Raw genomic sequence first — 18,750 nt, 5'->3', positions numbered from 1 at the left:
ACTGTGGCGCCAGGTGCTACCTTTGCGCCTCACTTGTGAACACCACCCCGCTTTGCTTCGATTTTTCCGCAACCTTCTGCTGCTAATTCTGCTGCTTTACGGCACGGCTTATTTGCTGAATGCCCGCTACGGCACGCAGGTTATTCACCCGCTGGCTGGCTACATTCTGGGCTACTTTGCGGTGCTCACGGCTATTATCTATTGGGTAACGGCCCGCCTGGTAAAAGCCAGCCCCGATAATTTTATGTCCGCCTATTTTGGCTCCATGGTGCTGCGTATGCTGCTTTCCATGGGCATTGTGTTGGTATACCTATATAAAGGAGGCGCACACGAGGGTATGGGTACGTATACGTTCCTGGGCGCCTTCTTTATTGGGTATTTTCTCTTTACGGGGTTTGAAGTCTGGAGCGTTCTGACTAACTTGCGCCCGTTTTCAAAACCGGGGGAGCCCACCGTTTAAGTACCTCCCGAATCCCACCCTAAGGTCTTCTGAATGAAGCGCTTACTGATAGCCCTCTTCTGCATTCTTACGCTTCCTGTTTTTGCCCAAGAGCAAACGGCTTCCGTCCACGAGGCTACCAAAGAAGAAGGCTTCAATGCCGGCGAGATGATTCTTCATCACGTAGGCGACTCGCACGAGTGGCATTTCTTTGGTGAAGCAAACGAAGGTCCGCACTTCACGCTGCCTTTGCCCATCATTGCTTATCGCGCGGGCCACGGCCTGTCGGTTTTCTCCTCGCATCACCTGTACCCCGAAGGTACCGTGCATGATGGCCTGAAGCTGGAGCACGAGCACCTGGAGTCGGTAGACGGAACCGAGGTGCATGACTTCTCTATTACCAAGAACGTGGCTTCTATGCTGCTGAGCGTGGCCCTGCTGCTGTTCGTGTTCTTCTCTGTAGCTGCTGGCTACCGCAAGAACCATGGCCAGGCCCCCCGTGGTATTCAGTCCTTCTTCGAGCCCGTTATTGTATTTGTACGTGACGAGGTAGCCAAGAAAGCCATTGGCCCGAAGTACGAGAAGTATCTGCCCTACCTGCTGACTATCTTCTTCTTCATCTGGTTCAACAACCTGATGGGCCTGCTGCCGGGTGCAGCCAACCTTACCGGCAACCTGGCCGTTACCTTCCTGTTCGCCTTTATCACGCTGCTCATCACCACGTTCAGCTCTAATAAATACTACTGGTCGCACATTTTCTGGACGCCCGGTGTTCCGCTCTGGCTGCGCCCGATCATGATTCCGGTGGAATTGATTGGCGTTATCTCGAAGCCCTTCTCCCTGATGGTTCGACTGTTTGCCAACATCACGGCCGGTCACATTATCATCCTGAGCTTCATTTCCCTGATTTTTATCTTCAATACTATTGGCATTGCGCCGCTATCCATTGCCTTCGGCCTGTTTATTAACGTGCTGGAGCTGCTGGTAGCCATTCTGCAGGCCTACATCTTCACCCTGCTAACGGCCATGTACATCGGTGGCGCCGTGGAAGAACACCACGACCACGATTACGGCATTGGCGGTGATGATGCCGATGCGCCGGCGGTAGTTGGCGGCCACGGTCACTAAGCACCAAATTCCCCCTTATTTTTCTTTGTTTTTTCTCACACATTCCTCAAAATCTTTGTCTTATGCTGCTCTCTCTGTTGCTGCAGGTTGTTAATGCTGTTGGTCTGGCTGTAATGGGTGCCGGTATCGGTGCCGGTCTGGCTATTCTGGGTGCTGGTCTGGGTATCGGCCGCATCGGTGGCTCGGCCATGGAAGCCATCGGCCGTCAGCCGGAAGCCTCCGGCAAAATCCAGACTGCTATGCTGATCGTAGCTGCTCTGGTAGAAGGTGCTGCTCTGTTCGCAGTAGTAGTTTGCCTGCTGATTGCCCTGAAGCTTCAGTAGAGAACCTGCAAAACCCGATACACCGGCCGGGCTAGTTTCTAGTCCGGCCGGTTCGTCGGGTTTGCGTTTTCTTTGGGTTGTGGCGGCCGGATTCTCCGGTAATTCAACCCCTGGAGTTCACGGCCGATTATTCACCGATTTAGCTGAGCATCCATGCTTACCAACCCTAGTATTGGCCTGCTGTTTTGGCAGCTGGTCATCTTCCTGATCCTTCTCTTCCTGCTCACCAAATTCGCCTGGAAGCCTATCCTCAGCTCGCTGAAGGAGCGGGAAAACTCCATCGAAGGTGCTCTGCGCATGGCCGACCAGGCCAAGCTGGAAATGCAGCTGCTGAAAGCCGGCAACGAAAAGCTGCTAGCCGAAGCGCGCCTGGAGCGCGACAACATTCTGAAGGAGGCATCAGCCATTGCTACCCAGCAAATTGAAGATGCCAAAACCAAAGCTTCGGAAGAAGGCCAGCGCCTGATTTCGCAAGCCCGCGAAGCCATCCAGAATGAGAAGAATGCTGCTCTGGCCGAAGTGAAAAACACGGCTGCGCAACTCTCCATTGATATTGCGGAGCGCATTCTGCGCCGCGAGCTGACGGATGCCTCGGCACAAACCCAGCTGGTGGACTCGTACCTGAAGGAAGTAAAACTGAACTAAGAAGTCAGGAGCTAGCAGATAGGCGCTAACAACTGGTCACCCGACCAATAGCTCCCACCTCCTAACTCCCAGCTCCTAACTCCTAATTAGTATGTCTGAACAACGAGTTGCCTCCCGTTACGCTAAGTCGCTGCTAGATCTGGCGGAGGAGCGGGGGACGCTGCCCCAGGTGAAAGAGGACATGGATCTGTTCAGCAAAACGCTGGAAGAGAACCGTGACCTGCGCCTGTTGCTGCGTAACCCCATCGTCAAGCACGACAAGAAGCTCGCTATTCTGCGGGCCATATTTGGGGGCAAGGTGTCGGAACTGACTGAGAAGTTCCTCACCATCGTTACCCAGAAAAACCGCGAAAGCGCACTGGAATTTATTGGCTCCGAGTTTCGCAGCCAATACAATCTGCTGCGTGGTGTGCAGGTAGCCGAGGTTATTACGGCCACCCCGCTCACGCCCGCGCTGCGCGCTGAAGTGGAACAGCTGGTTCGCCAGCAAGCCGGCCTCCAGCAGGTCGAACTCACCGAGAAAATCGATGCTTCCCTCATTGGCGGCTTTGTGCTGCGCGTGGGCGACCGGCAGATCGACGACTCGGTTCGTCACCGCCTGCGCAAGCTGCGCAGCGAATTCTCTAAGAACCCCTACCAACCCCAACTATAACCCACCATGGCAGAAGTACGTCCGGATGAAGTATCCGCCATTCTGCGGGAGCAGCTGTCCAACTTCAAAACCGAAGCCGAACTCGAAGAGGTTGGTACGGTACTGCAGGTTGGCGACGGTGTAGCCCGCATCTACGGCCTGGGCAAAGCCCAGTCGGGGGAATTGCTCGAGTTTGAAAACGGCCTGCAGGCCTTGGTTCTCAACCTGGAAGAAGACAACGTAGGTGCCGTAATGCTCGGCGACTACAGCGAAATCCGGGAAGGAGCCACTGTGCGCCGCACCAATAAAATTGCCTCTATTCAGGTAGGCGAAGGTATCGTAGGCCGCGTGGTAAACACGCTGGGCCTGCCTATCGACGGCCGCGGCCCCATCCAGGGCCAGACGTACGATATGCCACTGGAGCGTAAAGCCCCCGGTGTTATCTTCCGTCAGCCGGTAAATGAGCCCATGCAGACGGGTATCAAGGCTATTGACGCCATGATTCCGATTGGCCGTGGCCAGCGCGAGCTGATCATCGGTGACCGTCAGACGGGTAAGTCGACGGTAGCTCTGGATACCATCCTGAACCAGCGTGAGTTCTACGACCGCGGCGAGCCGGTATTCTGCATCTACGTTGCCGTAGGTCAGAAAGCCTCTACGGTAGCCCAGATCGTAAACTCGCTGCAGCGCGGCGGCGCCATGGATTACACCGTGGTTGTTTCGGCTTCGGCTGCTGATCCGGCTCCTATGCAGTTCTTTGCGCCCTTCACGGGTGCCGCCATCGGCGAGTACTTCCGCGACACGGGTCGTCCGGCTCTGGTGGTATACGATGACTTGTCGAAGCAGGCAGTTGCTTACCGCGAGGTGTCGCTGCTGCTGCGTCGTCCTCCCGGACGCGAAGCTTACCCCGGTGACGTATTCTATCTGCACAGCCGCCTGTTGGAGCGCGCCGCGAAGATCAACTCTTCGGACGAAATTGCTCGCAGCATGAACGACCTGCCCGACAGCATCAAGCCGCTGGTGAAAGGTGGTGGTTCGCTGACGGCTCTGCCCATCATCGAGACCCAAGCAGGTGACGTATCGGCGTATATCCCCACGAACGTAATTTCGATTACGGACGGTCAGATCTTCCTCGAAACCAACCTGTTCAACGCCGGTATCCGCCCTGCTATCAACGTAGGTATCTCGGTATCCCGCGTAGGTGGTAACGCGCAGATCAAGTCGATGAAGAAGGTGGCTGGTACGCTGAAGCTGGACCAGGCGCAGTTCCGTGAACTGGAAGCCTTCGCCAAGTTTGGCTCCGACCTCGATGCCTCGACCAAGCTCACCATTGAGCGTGGCCGTCGTAACCTCGAAATCCTGAAGCAGCCCCAGTTTTCGCCCCAGCGGGTAGAAGATCAGGTGGCCGTTATCTACGCCGCTACCAACGGCCTGCTCGACTTAGTACCGGTAAACAAGGTGCGCGAGTTTGAGAAGGAGTTTGTGCAGGTGATGACCTCACGCCACCCGGAAGCTCTGCAAGGACTGAAGGCTGGTAAGCTGGACGATTCCATCACCGGTGCTATCCGTCAGGTTGCCAAAGACCTGTCAGCGGTATACGCCAATAAGTAATTAGATGATTGCTTCTTTAAGATTCAGTAGGGCGTTAGTTAAATATTAACACCCTGCTGAATCTTAAATATTTTAGCACTGTCCTTAAAAAGCTTCTTTGCCTTTATCTAACCTTTTATATATTCATTATACATGTTTCATCAAAACAGTAGCCATAATGAAAATATTATTGGTGGCCTCATGGTATCCGCATAAGAAGAACCCTTTCTTGGGGAATTTTTTTCGTGAAAGAGCTCAAATATTAAAAGAAAATGGTTTCGATTATCTAGTTGTAAAGCCGGATTATTTATATGTAAATATTTTTAATCTGGTCTTTCGTTGGATTAAATTTTTACTTAATCCATCAACAATAATTGATAATAAGACCTTAGTGCAAGATCCGCTTGCATTAACCATCAACTTCCCAGTTTATGGGCGTATTCCCGCTTTCATAACAAATAAAATGATTGGGTTTGCTTTGAAAAAAGTTAAGCCAGTGATTTTTAAAGAGTGGAAGCCCGACCTGATTCATGGGTTGTCATTTCCCAATGGCGCTATATACGCGGAATTATTTTCCAATGTATTAGGCATTCCATACGTTATTGTTGAGCATAATACATTCTTGCCCCATAGAATTGATCATGCTGAAGGCAAAAGAGTGCTCCAAGCATATAAGAACGCTAAATCAATTGGAGTAGTAAGTGAGCATCAAAAGAGAATGGTGCTTATGCATGTACCTAGTTGCGAGCCAATTACTTTGTGGAATGCTGTAAATGAGCAGGTTTACAATATAAATACTCATAAACCGGAAATATTTACAGTAGCAACAGTCACTTACCCGGATCCAATAAAAGATTATAGAACTTTTCTGAAATCAATGCTCGAATTGAGCAAAATGACTAAGGATTTTCGATATATTATGATTGGCAATGATTCTTTTAGTGATATATCAAAAGCTAATACTAGTAAATTTGAAAATTATGCTAAGGAATTAGGTGTTTGGCATTTAGGTACTTTCTTGCCGAAAGTAGATAAGGAAATGATGCCCGAATTCTATAATAACATTTCTGTTTTTGCCTCTACTAGTATAGCCGAAACATATGGCAATGCGGCAAGAGAAGCAATGATGTCAGGAGTACCCGTTGTAACTACGGCATGTGGCGGAATTGAAGATTCAATTACTGCTGATACGGGAGTTGTTGTTCCTTTAAGAAATCCCCATCAGATGGCTTTGGCTATTTTTGATATAATGAATCAAAAATATTGTTACGAGCCGGAAAAAATACGAGAATACGCAATAAATAATTTTGGATGTGAGGTATATGTAAAAAGAATGAAAAAGTTTTATACGGACGCTGTTTTATAAACTTATTATATTAAACCTTCGTTGAAAAGTCTCTCACATTTTGACATTGTAGCTTAATGGCTAGCTTAAAAGAAGTCCGTAATCGAATTCAGTCGGTGAGCAGCACGCAGCAAATCACCAAAGCCATGAAAATGGTGGCAGCGGCTAAGTTGCGTCGCGCCCAGGACAACATCCTGCGCATGCGCCCTTACGCCCAGCGGCTGAACAGCATTCTGAGCAACCTCACGGGGCTGGCCGGTGGCGAAATTGTAAGCGAGTATGCAGTGCAGCGCGAAGTGCGCCGCGTGCTGATCATTGCGGTTACCTCAGACCGCGGGTTGGCTGGTGCTTTCAACAGCAACATCTTCAAAGGGGTGAATGCACTGGTGCAGGAGCGTTACGCGGCACAAGCTGCTGCTGGAAACATCAACGTTCTGGCTATCGGCAAGAAGGCCCACGACTACTTCGGGAAGCGTGGTCCTCTGCTGGGCGACTATAACCACGTGTTCACCAAGCTGTCTTTTGACACGGTGCGCGTGGCAGCTGAGCAGGCTATGGAAGGTTTCCGCACGGGTCAGTTCGACGAAGTGGTGATGGTCTATAATGAGTTCAAGAACGTCGCTACGCAAATCGTACGCACGCAGCAACTGTTACCGCTGGTGCCCGCCGAGCTGCCCCAGGGTGCTACGGAAACGATGAACGTAGATTACATCTTCGAGCCTTCGAAAGAAGAGATTATCCAGACGCTGATTCCTCAGTCATTGAAAGTACAGCTGTACAAGGCTGTACTGGAAAGCAACGCCTCGGAGCACGGCGCCCGTATGACGGCCATGGACAAAGCCACCGACAACGCCGGTGAACTGCTGAAACAGCTGAAGCTAACGTACAACCGTACGCGTCAGGCGGCCATCACGACCGAGATTCTCGAAATCGTAGGTGGTGCCGAAGCCCTGGCTGCCAGCCGGTAAGGTCTCTGCTTATTACGAATTGAAAAGGTCCGTTTCCAGCTGGAAACGGACCTTTTATTTTTCAAAGCCTAGCCTATTGCGCTACAGCTTCATGTATTGTCTCTTGGCCAGCTGCGCATCAGGTTTGGGGGCATTAGGTTGCTTTTTCAGGAGCTGTAGCACCTGCGCGGGACTGATTTCGGTGAAGTCCTTGATAACCGTGAGTGGGGCTTGAAATTCAGTCGGCTTCAGTGTGGTGGCTACGCCGATACAGCGCATACCGGCTTTATAGGCCGCCTGCTCACCCAGAATAGCATCTTCAAACACAATGCAGCGCTCCGGCGGCACGCCTAGCTTGCGGGCCGTTACGGTGTAGGTATCGGCGTGAGGCTTGCCATTTTCCACATCATCTTTCCCGATGATGACATCAAAATAGCGGCGCAAGTCGAGGTGGTCGATGATGTAATGGATGGTTTCCGTAGCGGAACCGGTGCCCAGTCCGATTTTGAAGCCAGCGGCGCGGACCTTTTCGAGAAAGGAAACGAGGCCAGGCAGCGGTTTGCGTTTGTTCCAGTACAAGGTGCGGTACAGGAACTCACGCTGCGAGGCGTATTCTTCCAGCTGCTTTTTGGGGACCGGGGTATTGAAGACAGTTTCGAGAATTTTACTGGCGGGCATGCCGTTCAGGCGCCGTAGCAGGCGGCGGGCGTTTGTAGTCAGACCCAGGTCACGGAAGAGCAGCTGAAAGGCGCGGGCCTGCGTGGGGGTGTTATCAATGAGTACCCCATCCATATCGAAGATGAGAGCATAGGTAGCGGAATCAGACATGAAGAAATCAATTGAGGTAATAAAGAAATAACCGGTAGTGCCTACGCAAGCCGGCCCGATTTAGCTGCCAGCAGCGGAACTCCACGGAGGAGCGGTTATCTTTGCAGCCGCTTTAGGAAGTTTCCTGAAAGCAGATGCGGTGCTTAATAGTCTTTCCATTTGAAAAAGAGCCTGTTGTGGCTGGTAGCTGCCCTAGTGTGGCTGCCCGCAGTTGCCCAGAAGAAAAGTAAGACGCCAACGCTGGAGCGGCCAAAGCTGGTAGTGGGCATTGTGGTAGACCAGATGCGCTACGATTACCTATACCGCTACTGGAACAAGTATGGTAGCGGCGGCTTTAAGCGCCTGTTGAGCCAGGGCTTCAGCTACGAAAACACGCATTATAACTACGTGCCCACCTACACCGGGCCCGGCCACGCCAGCATTTATACCGGTACTACGCCCTCAGTGCACGGCATTGTGGGCAACAACTGGTATGTGCGGGAAGAAGGCCGGGGCACGTATGTGACGGAAGATAAATCGGTGAAGCCGGTGGGCGGCACAGCCTTAGCCGGGCAACAGTCGCCGCACTACATGCTTACCAGCACCATTACCGATGAGCTGCGCCTGGCTACCAATTTCCAGAGCAAAGTCATCGGCGTGTGCATAAAGGACCGGGGCTCCATCTTGCCGGCCGGCCACGCCGCCAACGCCGCCTACTGGTACGATGGCAGCAATGGCGCTTTTATCAGTAGCTCTTACTATCAGAATACGCTACCGGGCTGGGTGGCCACCTTCAACAGTCAGCAGAAAGCCGCTCAATACCTGAGCAAGCCCTGGGAAACCCTGCTACCTATCACGGAATACACCGAAAGCACCGCGGATGACGTGCCGTGGGAATCGGCTTATAAAGGGGAGGAAAAGCCCGTATTTCCGCATAACCTGCCGCTGCTAAGTGCCGGGGCGCCGGCCGCCGTGAAGGATGCGCTGAAAGCCGAAGGGGAGAAGGCACCAGTTGCCACCTCTCAGAACCTGGACTTGATTCGTTCCACCCCTTTTGGCAACTCGCTCACGCTGGATTTTGCCTTGGAAGCCATCCGTAACGAGCAGCTGGGCCAGCGCGACGTCACTGATTTTCTGGCGCTGAGCTTTTCCAGCACCGATTACCTGGGGCATCAGTTTGGGCCCAATGCCATTGAAGTAGAAGATACCTACCTGCGCCTGGATCAGGACTTGGAGCGCCTATTACGCTACCTCGATGAGAACGTGGGAAAAGGCCAGGTACTGGTGTTTCTTTCAGCCGACCACGGCGCCGCGCATGCGCCCGACTTCTTAAAGGATAAAGGCATTCCAGCCGGGAACGTAGGCTCCGCCCTCATGCGCGACTCCGTGCAGCGGGAGATGGTGCGCCGGCATGGAGCCGGCAAATGGGTCCTCAGCTTCGAGAACCAGCAGATATACCTCAACCGGCCCCTGCTGGAGCAAAAGAAGCTAGACTTAAATCAGATGCAGCACGAAGTGGCCGAGGTGATGCTAGGCATGACGGGCGTAGCCCGCACCTACACGGCGCCCGATATTCAGCAGTCGCACTGGGAAACCGGCCTGCCGATGTACCTGGAAAACGGCTTTTTCCCCAAGCGAAGCGGGGATGTATTGGTAGTTTTGGCGCCGGGCTGGCTGGAGTCGTATACTTATCCCGTTAATAAAGGCACCACGCACGGCTCCTCGGGTACATATGATACGCACGTGCCGTTACTTTTCTGGGGCTGGCACGTAAAGCACGGGGAATCAAACTCCACAGCGCATATCACGGACATTGCCCCCACCGTGGCGCGCTGGCTGCATATTCAGGAGCCCAACGGCTGCACCGGCCAACCGCTGCAGGAAGTACTGGGCCGCTAAAACCGGGAGGAGCTACCAGCAGTTACTGGTCAGTCTACTGCCAAATACTTGTAAAAACACAGTTTCTCTTTCATACGGCTACCCCGCTTTGCGCTGCTAGCTAACTGCTACTTAAAAATGACTCATTTTAACCCTTGGCACGACGTAGCCCTTGGCGACAATGCCCCGCAGGTTGTGAACGGCATTATTGAAATTCCCAAAGGCTCAAAAGGTAAATACGAGCTGGATAAAGACAGCGGCCTGCTCAAGCTGGACCGGGTGCTGTTCTCGGCCGTGCACTACCCAGCAGCCTATGGCTTTATTCCCCGCACTTATTGCGACGATAAAGACCCGCTGGATATTCTGGTGCTTTGCTCGGTAGACATTGTACCCATGTGCTTGGTAGAAGCCAAAGTAATTGGGGTGATGCAGATGATTGATGGCGACGAGGAAGACGACAAAATCATTGCCGTAGCTGCCCACGATGTATCGGTAAACCACTACAACGATATTGCCGATCTGCCCCCACACACCCTGCTGGAGATGCAGCGCTTCTTTGAGGACTATAAAGCCCTGGAGCATAAGCACGTGAGCGTAGAGCGTTTTATGGGCCGCGAAGATGCCTACCACATTGTGGAGAAGAGCATTCAGCTCTACAACGAAACGTTCGGTCAGAAGCATGCCGAGCAGTCGGCCAGCCTGCAGTCGTAAGGCAGGTTCCCGCTGCTTAGCATTTGTTTACCCAAACACCTGGTTGCTTCCCTGGCGGAAGTAGTCAGGTGTTTTTTGTTGACGCCGTGAATTAAAGTGACTTTTTGAGCGAATTTACGTAGGGCGTTTATGCGCAAAAATCCCCCATCGTCACCGCTACGGCGGTTTCTCTATGAAAACGGCCTGTTGCTGGTAGGCGGGCTATTGGTTGTTCTCACCTTAATTGGTCAGAGTATTACCGGATGGTACGAGTATAATGATGAGCTGCAGGAGCTAGGCCGCTCCTCCCTTTCCTTTGCCCAATATCTTACCTCCGGCCATTTTGTGGAGGCCACCTTCGAGAACTGGGAAAGCGAGTTTCTGCAAATGGCTCTTTATGTGCTGCTCACCATAGGCCTGCGCCAGAAAGGCTCCTCTGAGTCTAAAAAGCTCTACGAGGAAGAGGAAGTAGACCGAAAACCTAATCCCAGCCGCAAAGGAGCCCCCGCCCCCGTTCGTTGGGGCGGCTTATGGCTGACACTTTATAAAAACTCGCTTAGTATTGCCTTCACCTTGCTGTTCCTGGCCTCCCTTTGGCTGCACGCCAAAGGTGGGGCTGAGGTATATAATATGGAGCAGATGCATAAGCAGGAACCCCTGGTTACCGTGTGGGGCTACATGGCCACTTCCCGCTTCTGGTTTGAGTCTTTCCAGAACTGGCAGAGTGAGTTCCTGTCTATTGTCTCTATTGTGGGACTTTCTATTTATCTGCGGCAGCAGGGCTCACCGGAGTCTAAGCCCGTAGATGCTCCCAACGACGAAACTGGCGAATAAGGGTCAGAAAGCAGCCGGCCAACGTATCTTTACGGCGCATCTCTGAAGTGCTGTACAACCTCTGCTTTCTCTCGCCATGTGCCCTTCTCCCCATACTGCCTCGGCAGGCGTAGCGGCGCAACTGGCAGAAGGGCTTCTGGGGGTATTGAATGCCATTCTCTACAGCAGCCTGCTAGTGGCCGCGGCCGCGGCGGGGCTCACTGCCGCTACGTTTCTGTTCTGGCAGCAACCTATGCCCCTGCGGCTGGCTTTGCTGATATTTACGGCCACCCTGTTTTTATATAACCTGGACAGTGTGTTGCCTTATAAATATACGCAGCCGGAGTTGCTCTCGGCCCGCAAGCGCTGGATGCTCCAGCATCGGCGGGCGCTGCTGGGCGTAGCCATTGTCAGCCTGGGCATAGCCGGGTGGGTTTTTCTCTTTGATGGCTGGCTGCACCTCACGCCTTTTCTGGGGCACCTTGCCCTTATTTCGGTACTATACTCACTACCGGTGCTGCGTCATCAGGGCCAGCAACGCAGCCTGCGCGACGTGCCCCTGCTCAAAGGCTTTCTCATTGCGTACGTCTGGTCGGCCATTACGGTGTGGCTACCAGCACTACAGCTACACCAGCCGCTGTTTTCTCCCGTGGTGCTGGTGTTGTTTGCCCGGCGGTTCTTCTTTATCCTGTCGTTGACCTTTGTTTTCGATATTCGGGATTATACTAAAGACCGGCTCAGCGGTACCCGTACTTTCCCGGGGCTTTTTGGCGTGCGCGCTGCTAAACTGTTGGCTTTAGGTGCGCTAGGTATTTCGGCAGTGCTGGTACCACCGGGCGCCACCAATCAGCATGTATGGGTGCTCACGCTGCCCTTGCTCCTGACGGCTGGTGTTATCTGGCAGGCCAATGAATCCCGCTCTGACTATTACTTTGCTTTGCTGGCCGATGGGGTGATGCTGCTCCAGTTTCTGGCCGTGTACTGGGCAGCCTACTAGAGGCTATAAGGCATGGGGTGGCGTCAACTCCCGCAGGGCCGGGCCGAGCTGGGTGGCCAGCTCTCCGGCCGTAAGGCCCATTTCCCCGGTTTGCAGTGCCGCCAGGTCGCCAGCGCGTCCGTGGGCATATACGCCGGCCAGGCAGGCATCCAGCGGTGCCAGACCCTGCGCGCGTAAGGCGGTGAGCACCCCGGTCAGCACGTCGCCGCTACCGCCAGTGGCCATACCGGGGTTGCCGGTACTGTTAAAGTATAGCTGGCCGGCGGGGGTGCCCGTGCAGGTATAAGCTCCTTTCAGCACGGTATAGCAACGGTACTGCCGGCAAAAGTCGCGAAGTAATTCCAGGCGGTGGTAGTCGTCGCGGGCCGGTTCTGTCAGGCGCTCAAACTCCTTGGGGTGTGGCGTCAGGATAGAGTCAGGTGGTAGTAAATCCAGTAGTGGGCGGTTGGCACCCATCAAATTCAGGGCATCGGCATCCAGCACTAAAGAGGCTTTGCTGGTGCACAGCAATTCTTCCAGCAAGGCGCGGGTGTCATCGTGCTGCCCCAGGCCCGGACCAATGCCGATGGCAGAGTAGGACTTCAGGTCAGGAAGGTTACAGAGGTGATGCGGCTGCGAATCGGGCAGGGCCATGGCTTCCGGCACAGCAGTTTGCAGGATGGAGTACCCTGCTTCCGGGATACTAACCGTAAGCAGGCCCACGCCACTTTGCAGACAAGCCCGGGCGGCCAGTACTCCCGCTCCTATCTTTCCATAGCTACCCACCAGGAGCAGCGCATGGCCATAAGTGCCCTTGTGCGCGAACTTTTGTCGGCGGGGTAGCCGGTTCATCAACATTAAAGCGTCTACAAAGTAGTTATCCACAGGTAAATTGTGGATAACCCTGGCATCAAGCCCAATGGGCAGCACGTGCCATTCGCCCACATACAGGGCATTATGGGGCAGCAGAAACGCCAGTTTCGGTAGCTCAAAGCTGACAGTATGCGTAGCTTTTACTATCGGACTTTCGGCAGGCTGCGGTGCATCAACCAACAACCCGGAAGGAATATCAATGGCAATAACCGTAGTAGCTGCCTGGTTGAGGTGATGCACTACCGTGGCGGCCATGCTTTCCAGCGGCCGGCTCAGTCCCGTGCCGAATAGGGCGTCTATGGCCACGGCGGTGGCGGGCAGGCTGGGAAGTGCAGATGGTTGAAGCTCCTGACAAGAAACATCAGCCGGTAAGCGCTGCCGGTTCAGGATGAAATCAGGGGAGTGCTGGTCGGCAGGCAATAGCCATACCTGCATGGGGTAGCCCGCCTGGTGCAGCAGGCGGGCGGCGGCCAGCCCGTCGCCGCCATTGTTGCCGGGGCCGCAGAACACATGGATTTCCCGGGCCGGAGCTCGTAGCGGCAGCCGTGGCATCAGCCACTGCGCAAAGCCGGTAGCAGCCCGCTCCATCAGATCTTCGGAGCGAATTCCTTCGGCCTGAATAGTAGCCTTATCAGCCTGGCGAATCTGGTGAGCGGAGAGAAGTTTCATAGCTAAACTCTACGTATGGCGGGCAATTAGGGAGGGCTGAAAACATCGGGTGGGCTTTGGGCGTTTGCCTGGTATCTGTTATTTGTATTCTAAAATTCTGAAGTGCCCGCTATGCAAACCTGGAACGACGTCATCCGGCTGGCCAACCACGGCAGCCCGGCCCCCGATAAGCGCGTAGAGAAAACGGATGCTGAGTGGAAAGCCCAGCTAACACCCGAGCAATACTACATTACGCGCCAGCATGGTACCGAGCGTGCCTTTGCCGGCGAGTACTGCGAAGCCCACGAGGCAGGCCTCTATGCCTGCGTATGTTGCGGCACCCCCCTGTACGACTCCCGTACCAAGTTTGAGTCGGGCACTGGCTGGCCCAGCTTTACACAGCCTGTGAAGGAAAATGCCCTGAAATATAAAAAGGACACCAGCTATGGCATGACGCGGGTAGAAGTGCTCTGCAATACCTGTGATGCCCACCAGGGCCATGTTTTCCCTGATGGCCCCCCACCCAGCGGCCTGCGCCTGTGTATCAACTCGGCCGCTATTAAGCTGGTCAGTGAAGGCGCCCCTGCGCTATAATACTGCTCCCTTGCACCTGCATAAAGCCCCTATATGTCGTACAGGCGTATAGGGGCTTTGTGCGTGTGGGTTGCCGGAAATTATGACGATTTTCGCACCTCCACCCGGGCGCCTCTGTTTACTGGATGGCCCTTCCACCTTTACTATCCCACCCATGTCTTTATTATTCACTGATTTTGCTTCCTGGCAGGCCCACTGCGTTAAAACCGGTGAGCCCCTGTATCAGCCTGTGCTCACCTACGAAATAGAGCAGAAAGGGCGTACCGAGGAGGAAATATGGAACGGATTACAGCGCGCCTATGATGTGATGCGCGACGCCGTGCATACCGGCCTGACCGGAGACATGACCTCCCGCTCAGGTATGATCAACAATGGTGCAAAGAAGATAGCTGCTTCACCTGTTACGGTACTCTCGCCGGAGTTTAAGCAGCTGGTAGTGCGGGCATTGGGCGCTAAAGAAGTGAATTCCTGTATGGGCCGCGTGGTAGCCGCGCCCACAGCCGGGGCCTCGGGCATTCTGCCTGGTGTGCTGGTTACCCTGCAGGATCTACACAAACTCGAGGACAGAAAGATTCTGGAAGGCTTGTTGGTGGCAGCCGGTATTGCCCTCATCATTGAGCAAAACGCTTCTTTGGCCGGAGCGGTGGGGGGCTGCCAGGCCGAAACCGGCTCGGCGGCAGCTATGGGCAGCGGAGCCATTGTATACTGTTTAGGGGGCTCAATTGATTACACCTTTGCGGCAGTGGCTGTCACCATTCAGTGTATGCTGGGCCTGGTCTGCGACCCGGTAGCCGGGCTGGTTGAAGTGCCCTGTGTGGTGCGCAACGCCTCCGCTGCGGCTATTGCCTTCTCCTCGGCCCAAATAGCCATTGCGGGCGTAGACCCCGTTATTCCGGTAGACCAGTGCGTGGCTGCATTAGGTGAGGTAGGCCAAAGTATGGAAACCCGCTATAAGGAAACTGCCCTGGGCGGCCTGGCTAATACTACCCGGGGGCGGGAAATTGAAAAGATGGTGCTGGTGCAGGATGTCAATATCCTGCCCGACGAGGATACGGAGTAAGCTAAACAACAAAAAAAGCCTCCTGCATAACGCAGGAGGCTTTTTAATGCACTTATGAGTGGGCTACTGCTGTACTACCCGAATATGCTGAGTTGGGCCATTGCCAATACTGATATTTAGCATATACATGCCCTGCGCCTTGCTATCCGGCGTAACCTGCAGGGTATGCATCCCCGTCGGCAAGGTTCTGGTTGTGGTACGGTACACTTCCCGGCCCAAGGCATCGTGCATGATAATGGTAACCGGTGATGCGGCCACCAGGCTCACATCAACAGACAGCGTACCATGGAAGGGGTTGGGGTACGCGGCCATTTGGGTTCCTCCTGGCTGTACCACCACTGTTTGTACGGGGCTATAGCCGGCTTTACCATCCAGATCCACCTGTTGCAGACGGTAGTATTGTACGCCGGCTGGCCGGTTGGCGCGGTCAACAAAGGAATAGGTCTGCACCGTTTGTGAGTTACTAGCCAGAGACTTCACAAAGCCGATGGGCTGGAAGCTGACCCCGTTGTGCGAGGTTTCCACCGAGAAGCCTTCATTGTTTTTCTCACTGGCTGTGCTCCAGGTCAGCAGCGTGGTCTGCTGCTGGCGCTTGGCCGCAAAAGACATCAGCGAAACAGGCAGCGGCAGGCCCCGGTCACCCAGGGTGAGGCGGCCCAGGCTCGTTAGCCGGGCACCGGAGAAGTTATTGGCCGATTCGGAGATAATGCCCCGCACCTGACCCCAACTCGCTCCATTGTTGGTAGACCGGAAAAGCGCCAGGTTGCTTTCCGTAATGCCATTCAGCTCCATTTCCCGATAGCCAAACGTAGCGGTCAGGTCCAGTGGCGGTGAGGTTAAGTTTACCCCGGCAGCAGAAACGTCAAAGTAGCGCAGAATGCTGGTGCTGCCCGGCAATCCGGTTTGAGCGGTATTGGGCCCGGTTACCCGCATCACGGTAGTAATCCCCGTAGACTGGCCGGAATTAACTGCCAGCGACAAACCAATGCCGCCGAATGGCTGCACACCCGAAAGCGGAACGGTGCGAATGGCTCTTACCCGCCCAAGCACATAGCTGGCATCGGATTCGCTGATGCCCCCTGAGGTACCCAGGTCTACCATGTAGCCCATGGAGGTTTCCATAATACCAGCCTGCATGTTCAGTAGGTTCGTTACACTCACATTGCCGGTGAGGGACTTTATTCCCGTTGTACCCGAGGTGAGGTTATAGAATGTGGCTCCAGCAATAGCCTGGTTTATACCCTTAAGGGTGAAAGTACCGGCATCCTGCTTAAAGGTGCCGCCTCCACTGGTATCAAAATCACCATATAGGTCCAGGTTGCCGCTGGGCAGCGTCCATTTACCGCTTACCGTAAGCGTAAGAACTTCACCGGTAGCCCCGCTGATAACAGGGTAGGGACGTGAGCCGCTGGGAACCGGAACAATACCGTTAATGGTAGGATCAGGCACGCAGGCCGTCCAGTTATTGGCATCAAACCAGTTGTTGGATACAGCGCCCGTCCAGGTAGTGGTGTTGGTTACGGTGAGGGGCTGGGAGGCAGTTCCGCAGCCGGTAGTATAGGTGATGATATATGGCCCGGGACCAATCAGCAGAGCTGCTGCCGCGCTGAAGGTAGAACCCGTAACCCCCGGCCCTGACCAGGTGCCGCCTGCCGGTGCTCCTCCCGTGAGGGCCAGCGTACCATTAGTGCAGACGGGCTTTGCAAATGGAGCCAACGTAGGCGTGGCAATAACAGTAACGGGGCGAGAAGCCACTCCGCAGGAGGTAGTATAGGAAATGGTATGAGTTCCTGCTCCAGCGGCTGATGGAGTAAAGCGGTAAACGCCACCGGAGAACGAAACCCCGGGTCCGGAGTACACACCATTAATACCATCAGCTCCCACTGCAGGGGCACCACCGGTAAGCGTGATAGCCGCCGCCGTCTGGCACATATCATTGAAGGCAGTCAGCGTAGGAGTAGCCACTACCGTGATAGACTGCGAAACAGAGCAGCCATTAGGTGCCTGGTAGGTGATTTGGTAAGTTCCGGCCCCCAGCGTTTTAGCCGCATTAAACACATAGGTTCCTGCCGATGGCTGCGTTACCGCCCCGGCCGTGGGGCTGCTATAGATACCGCCGGTAGGAGCGCCACCGGAAAGGATACGGGAAGTGCCCTGGCAAATGGGAGAAAAAGCCGTCAGTGTGGGCACTGGTTTTACCGTAATGCTCTGTGAGATGGAACAGCCATTCACGCTATAAGTAATGAGATAGGTACCAGAACCCACGGAAGGAGTGAAGCGGTACTTACCACTGCCCCCCACCAAAGAAACCCCGGTTCCTGAGTATACCCCACCGGCCGGAGCCCCACCCGATAGATCAAAGGCAGCATCATTGGCGCAAACATCACCGAATGCCGTGAGAGAAATAGCTTTAACATTGACGTTCTGTGTGGCAGAGCAGCCATTGACGGTGTAGGTAATGGTGCGGCTACCAGTTCCTCCCACTGCTGGGTTGAGCTGATACTTACCATCCACCAAAGAGACTCCGGGCCCCGAGTATACCCCACCCGTTGGTGCTCCACCCGTCAGCACAAACGCTGAGGCACTGGCGCACACATCACTAAACGCAGCTAAGGAAATTTCTTTTACGTTGATGCTGCGAGAAGCCGAACACCCATTCACCGTATAGGTGATGGTATAGGTGCCGAAACCAGCTGCAGCCGGGTTAAATTGATAGGTTGTGCCACTGACCAGCGTCACACCGGGGCCGGAATAGACGCCACCCGTAGGGGCTCCACCTGTTAGAACAAAGGCATTAGCATTAGCACATACGTCGCTAAATGCTGTCAGTGTGGGCAGGGCTTTTACCGTCAGGGTTTGCGAAGCGGAGCAGCCATTGACGGTGTAGGTAATGGTCTTGTTCCCCGTCCCAGCGGTGGCTGGATTAAACTGGTAAGTCGTGCCACTGACCAGCGTTACGCCGGGACCGGAATAGACGCCGCCCGTAGGAAGGCCACCGCTCAGGTTGAAAGCGGCTGCATCCACACAAACGGCTGTAAAGGCAGCCAGCGTGGGCAGCGCTTTTACTGTAATAGCTTGCGAAGCGGAACAGCCATTCGCCGTGTAGGTAATAGTGTGCGAGCCGGCACCGGCCGTAGCGGGATTAAATTGATAGTTCGCCGTGCCATTCTGGGCTGGGGTAGTCACGCCCGGACCAGAATAAACTCCACCAACGGGTGCCCCACCCGTGAGGGCAAAAGGTCCTGCATCCACACAAACGGCCGTAAAGGCAGCCAGCGTGGGTAGGGCTTTTACTGTAATAGCTTGCGAAGCGGAACAGCCATTCGCCGTGTAGGTAATAGTGTGCGAGCCGGCACCGGCCGT

The 18,750-nt window shown here is 54.4% G+C and carries 17 protein-coding genes; 14 read left to right on the top strand and 3 right to left on the bottom strand.

Annotation, left to right across the window (positions count from 1 at the left end; all coding sequences use genetic code 11):
* Positions 1-52: 52 nt before the first annotated feature.
* The 8 genes from Q4G72_RS00085 to atpG all read left to right on the top strand — a co-directional run bounded on the left by Q4G72_RS00085 (position 53) and on the right by atpG (position 7,069).
* Positions 53-460, top strand: a complete 408-nt coding sequence (locus tag Q4G72_RS00085) for a hypothetical protein (protein WP_303309397.1) — start codon at positions 53-55, stop codon at positions 458-460.
* Between the two features lie 33 nt (positions 461-493).
* Complete coding sequence (gene atpB / locus Q4G72_RS00080; protein ID WP_121236560.1) at positions 494-1,567, top strand: F0F1 ATP synthase subunit A; 1,074 nt, start codon at positions 494-496, stop codon at positions 1,565-1,567.
* 62 nt (positions 1,568-1,629) lie between these two features.
* Positions 1,630-1,890: an ATP synthase F0 subunit C gene (gene atpE, locus Q4G72_RS00075; protein WP_044511419.1), complete on the top strand. Its 261-nt coding sequence runs from the start codon at positions 1,630-1,632 to the stop codon at positions 1,888-1,890.
* A 153-nt stretch (positions 1,891-2,043) separates the two neighbouring features.
* Positions 2,044-2,535 (top strand): F0F1 ATP synthase subunit B, encoded by a 492-nt coding sequence (locus Q4G72_RS00070; protein WP_121236561.1) that lies wholly within the window; start codon positions 2,044-2,046, stop codon positions 2,533-2,535.
* Between the two features lie 91 nt (positions 2,536-2,626).
* Positions 2,627-3,187, top strand: a complete 561-nt coding sequence (atpH, locus tag Q4G72_RS00065) for an ATP synthase F1 subunit delta (protein WP_303309396.1) — start codon at positions 2,627-2,629, stop codon at positions 3,185-3,187.
* A gap of 6 nt (positions 3,188-3,193) precedes the next feature.
* The gene (gene atpA, locus Q4G72_RS00060) at positions 3,194-4,777 is read left to right on the top strand and encodes a F0F1 ATP synthase subunit alpha (protein ID WP_303309395.1); all 1,584 of its coding nucleotides are present in this window, start codon (positions 3,194-3,196) and stop codon (positions 4,775-4,777) included.
* A gap of 157 nt (positions 4,778-4,934) precedes the next feature.
* Entirely contained in the window at positions 4,935-6,122 is a 1,188-nt protein-coding gene (locus tag Q4G72_RS00055) for a glycosyltransferase (protein WP_303309394.1), read from the top strand.
* 56 nt (positions 6,123-6,178) lie between these two features.
* Complete coding sequence (atpG, locus tag Q4G72_RS00050; protein ID WP_303309393.1) at positions 6,179-7,069, top strand: ATP synthase F1 subunit gamma; 891 nt, start codon at positions 6,179-6,181, stop codon at positions 7,067-7,069.
* 81 nt (positions 7,070-7,150) lie between these two features.
* On the opposite strand, the gene Q4G72_RS00045 is transcribed toward atpG, so the two are convergent.
* On the bottom strand, positions 7,151-7,876 hold the full coding sequence (locus tag Q4G72_RS00045) for an HAD family hydrolase (RefSeq protein ID WP_303309392.1): 726 nt from the start codon (positions 7,874-7,876) through the stop codon (positions 7,151-7,153).
* 159 nt (positions 7,877-8,035) lie between these two features.
* Here Q4G72_RS00045 and pafA point away from each other — a divergent pair, with 159 nt between their 5' ends.
* The 4 genes from pafA (at position 8,036) to Q4G72_RS00025 (ending at position 12,233) form a co-directional block, all read left to right on the top strand.
* Positions 8,036-9,754, top strand: a complete 1,719-nt coding sequence (gene pafA / locus Q4G72_RS00040; RefSeq protein WP_303309391.1) for an alkaline phosphatase PafA — start codon at positions 8,036-8,038, stop codon at positions 9,752-9,754.
* Positions 9,755-9,871: 117 nt separating this feature from the next.
* Positions 9,872-10,444 carry an inorganic diphosphatase gene (locus tag Q4G72_RS00035; protein ID WP_303309390.1) on the top strand — a complete coding sequence of 191 codons (573 nt, stop codon included), beginning with the start codon at positions 9,872-9,874 and terminating at the stop codon, positions 10,442-10,444.
* Positions 10,445-10,573: 129 nt separating this feature from the next.
* Complete coding sequence (locus tag Q4G72_RS00030; RefSeq protein WP_303309389.1) at positions 10,574-11,257, top strand: DUF6766 family protein; 684 nt, start codon at positions 10,574-10,576, stop codon at positions 11,255-11,257.
* Between the two features lie 76 nt (positions 11,258-11,333).
* Complete coding sequence (locus Q4G72_RS00025) at positions 11,334-12,233, top strand: UbiA prenyltransferase family protein (protein ID WP_303309388.1); 900 nt, start codon at positions 11,334-11,336, stop codon at positions 12,231-12,233.
* A gap of 3 nt (positions 12,234-12,236) precedes the next feature.
* Here Q4G72_RS00025 and Q4G72_RS00020 read toward each other — a convergent pair whose 3' ends face one another.
* Positions 12,237-13,754: an NAD(P)H-hydrate dehydratase gene (locus Q4G72_RS00020; RefSeq protein ID WP_303309387.1), complete on the bottom strand. Its 1,518-nt coding sequence runs from the start codon at positions 13,752-13,754 to the stop codon at positions 12,237-12,239.
* Between the two features lie 111 nt (positions 13,755-13,865).
* On the opposite strand from Q4G72_RS00020, the gene msrB reads away from it, so the two are divergent.
* Positions 13,866-14,327, top strand: a complete 462-nt coding sequence (gene msrB / locus Q4G72_RS00015; RefSeq protein ID WP_303309386.1) for a peptide-methionine (R)-S-oxide reductase MsrB — start codon at positions 13,866-13,868, stop codon at positions 14,325-14,327.
* Between the two features lie 154 nt (positions 14,328-14,481).
* A complete protein-coding gene (gene sdaAA / locus Q4G72_RS00010) occupies positions 14,482-15,387 on the top strand; it encodes an L-serine ammonia-lyase, iron-sulfur-dependent, subunit alpha (RefSeq protein WP_303309385.1) in 906 nt (301 codons plus the stop codon).
* A gap of 63 nt (positions 15,388-15,450) precedes the next feature.
* On the opposite strand, the gene Q4G72_RS00005 is transcribed toward sdaAA, so the two are convergent.
* On the bottom strand, positions 15,451-18,750 hold a 3,300-nt coding region (locus tag Q4G72_RS00005), incomplete at its 5' end, for a T9SS type A sorting domain-containing protein (protein WP_303309384.1).

The sequence above is a fragment of the Hymenobacter sp. BT730 genome, assembly GCF_030542105.1.
Lineage (GTDB): Bacteria > Bacteroidota > Bacteroidia > Cytophagales > Hymenobacteraceae > Hymenobacter.
This window is presented reverse-complemented; position numbering and strand designations above follow the sequence as displayed.

Excerpts from the sequence above, each read along its gene's own strand:
- atpB (WP_121236560.1), top strand. The coding sequence starts at position 494 with ATGAAGCGCTTACTGATAGCCCTCTTCTGCATTCTTACGCTTCCTGTT.
- atpE (WP_044511419.1), top strand. The coding sequence starts at position 1,630 with ATGCTGCTCTCTCTGTTGCTGCAGGTTGTTAATGCTGTTGGTCTGGCT.
- Q4G72_RS00070 (WP_121236561.1), top strand. The coding sequence starts at position 2,044 with ATGCTTACCAACCCTAGTATTGGCCTGCTGTTTTGGCAGCTGGTCATC.
- atpH (WP_303309396.1), top strand. The coding sequence starts at position 2,627 with ATGTCTGAACAACGAGTTGCCTCCCGTTACGCTAAGTCGCTGCTAGAT.
- atpA (WP_303309395.1), top strand. The coding sequence starts at position 3,194 with ATGGCAGAAGTACGTCCGGATGAAGTATCCGCCATTCTGCGGGAGCAG.
- Q4G72_RS00055 (WP_303309394.1), top strand. The coding sequence starts at position 4,935 with ATGAAAATATTATTGGTGGCCTCATGGTATCCGCATAAGAAGAACCCT.
- atpG (WP_303309393.1), top strand. The coding sequence starts at position 6,179 with ATGGCTAGCTTAAAAGAAGTCCGTAATCGAATTCAGTCGGTGAGCAGC.
- Q4G72_RS00045 (WP_303309392.1), bottom strand. The coding sequence starts at position 7,876 with ATGTCTGATTCCGCTACCTATGCTCTCATCTTCGATATGGATGGGGTA.
- Q4G72_RS00035 (WP_303309390.1), top strand. The coding sequence starts at position 9,872 with ATGACTCATTTTAACCCTTGGCACGACGTAGCCCTTGGCGACAATGCC.
- Q4G72_RS00030 (WP_303309389.1), top strand. The coding sequence starts at position 10,574 with ATGCGCAAAAATCCCCCATCGTCACCGCTACGGCGGTTTCTCTATGAA.
- Q4G72_RS00025 (WP_303309388.1), top strand. The coding sequence starts at position 11,334 with ATGTGCCCTTCTCCCCATACTGCCTCGGCAGGCGTAGCGGCGCAACTG.
- Q4G72_RS00020 (WP_303309387.1), bottom strand. The coding sequence starts at position 13,754 with ATGAAACTTCTCTCCGCTCACCAGATTCGCCAGGCTGATAAGGCTACT.
- msrB (WP_303309386.1), top strand. The coding sequence starts at position 13,866 with ATGCAAACCTGGAACGACGTCATCCGGCTGGCCAACCACGGCAGCCCG.
- sdaAA (WP_303309385.1), top strand. The coding sequence starts at position 14,482 with ATGTCTTTATTATTCACTGATTTTGCTTCCTGGCAGGCCCACTGCGTT.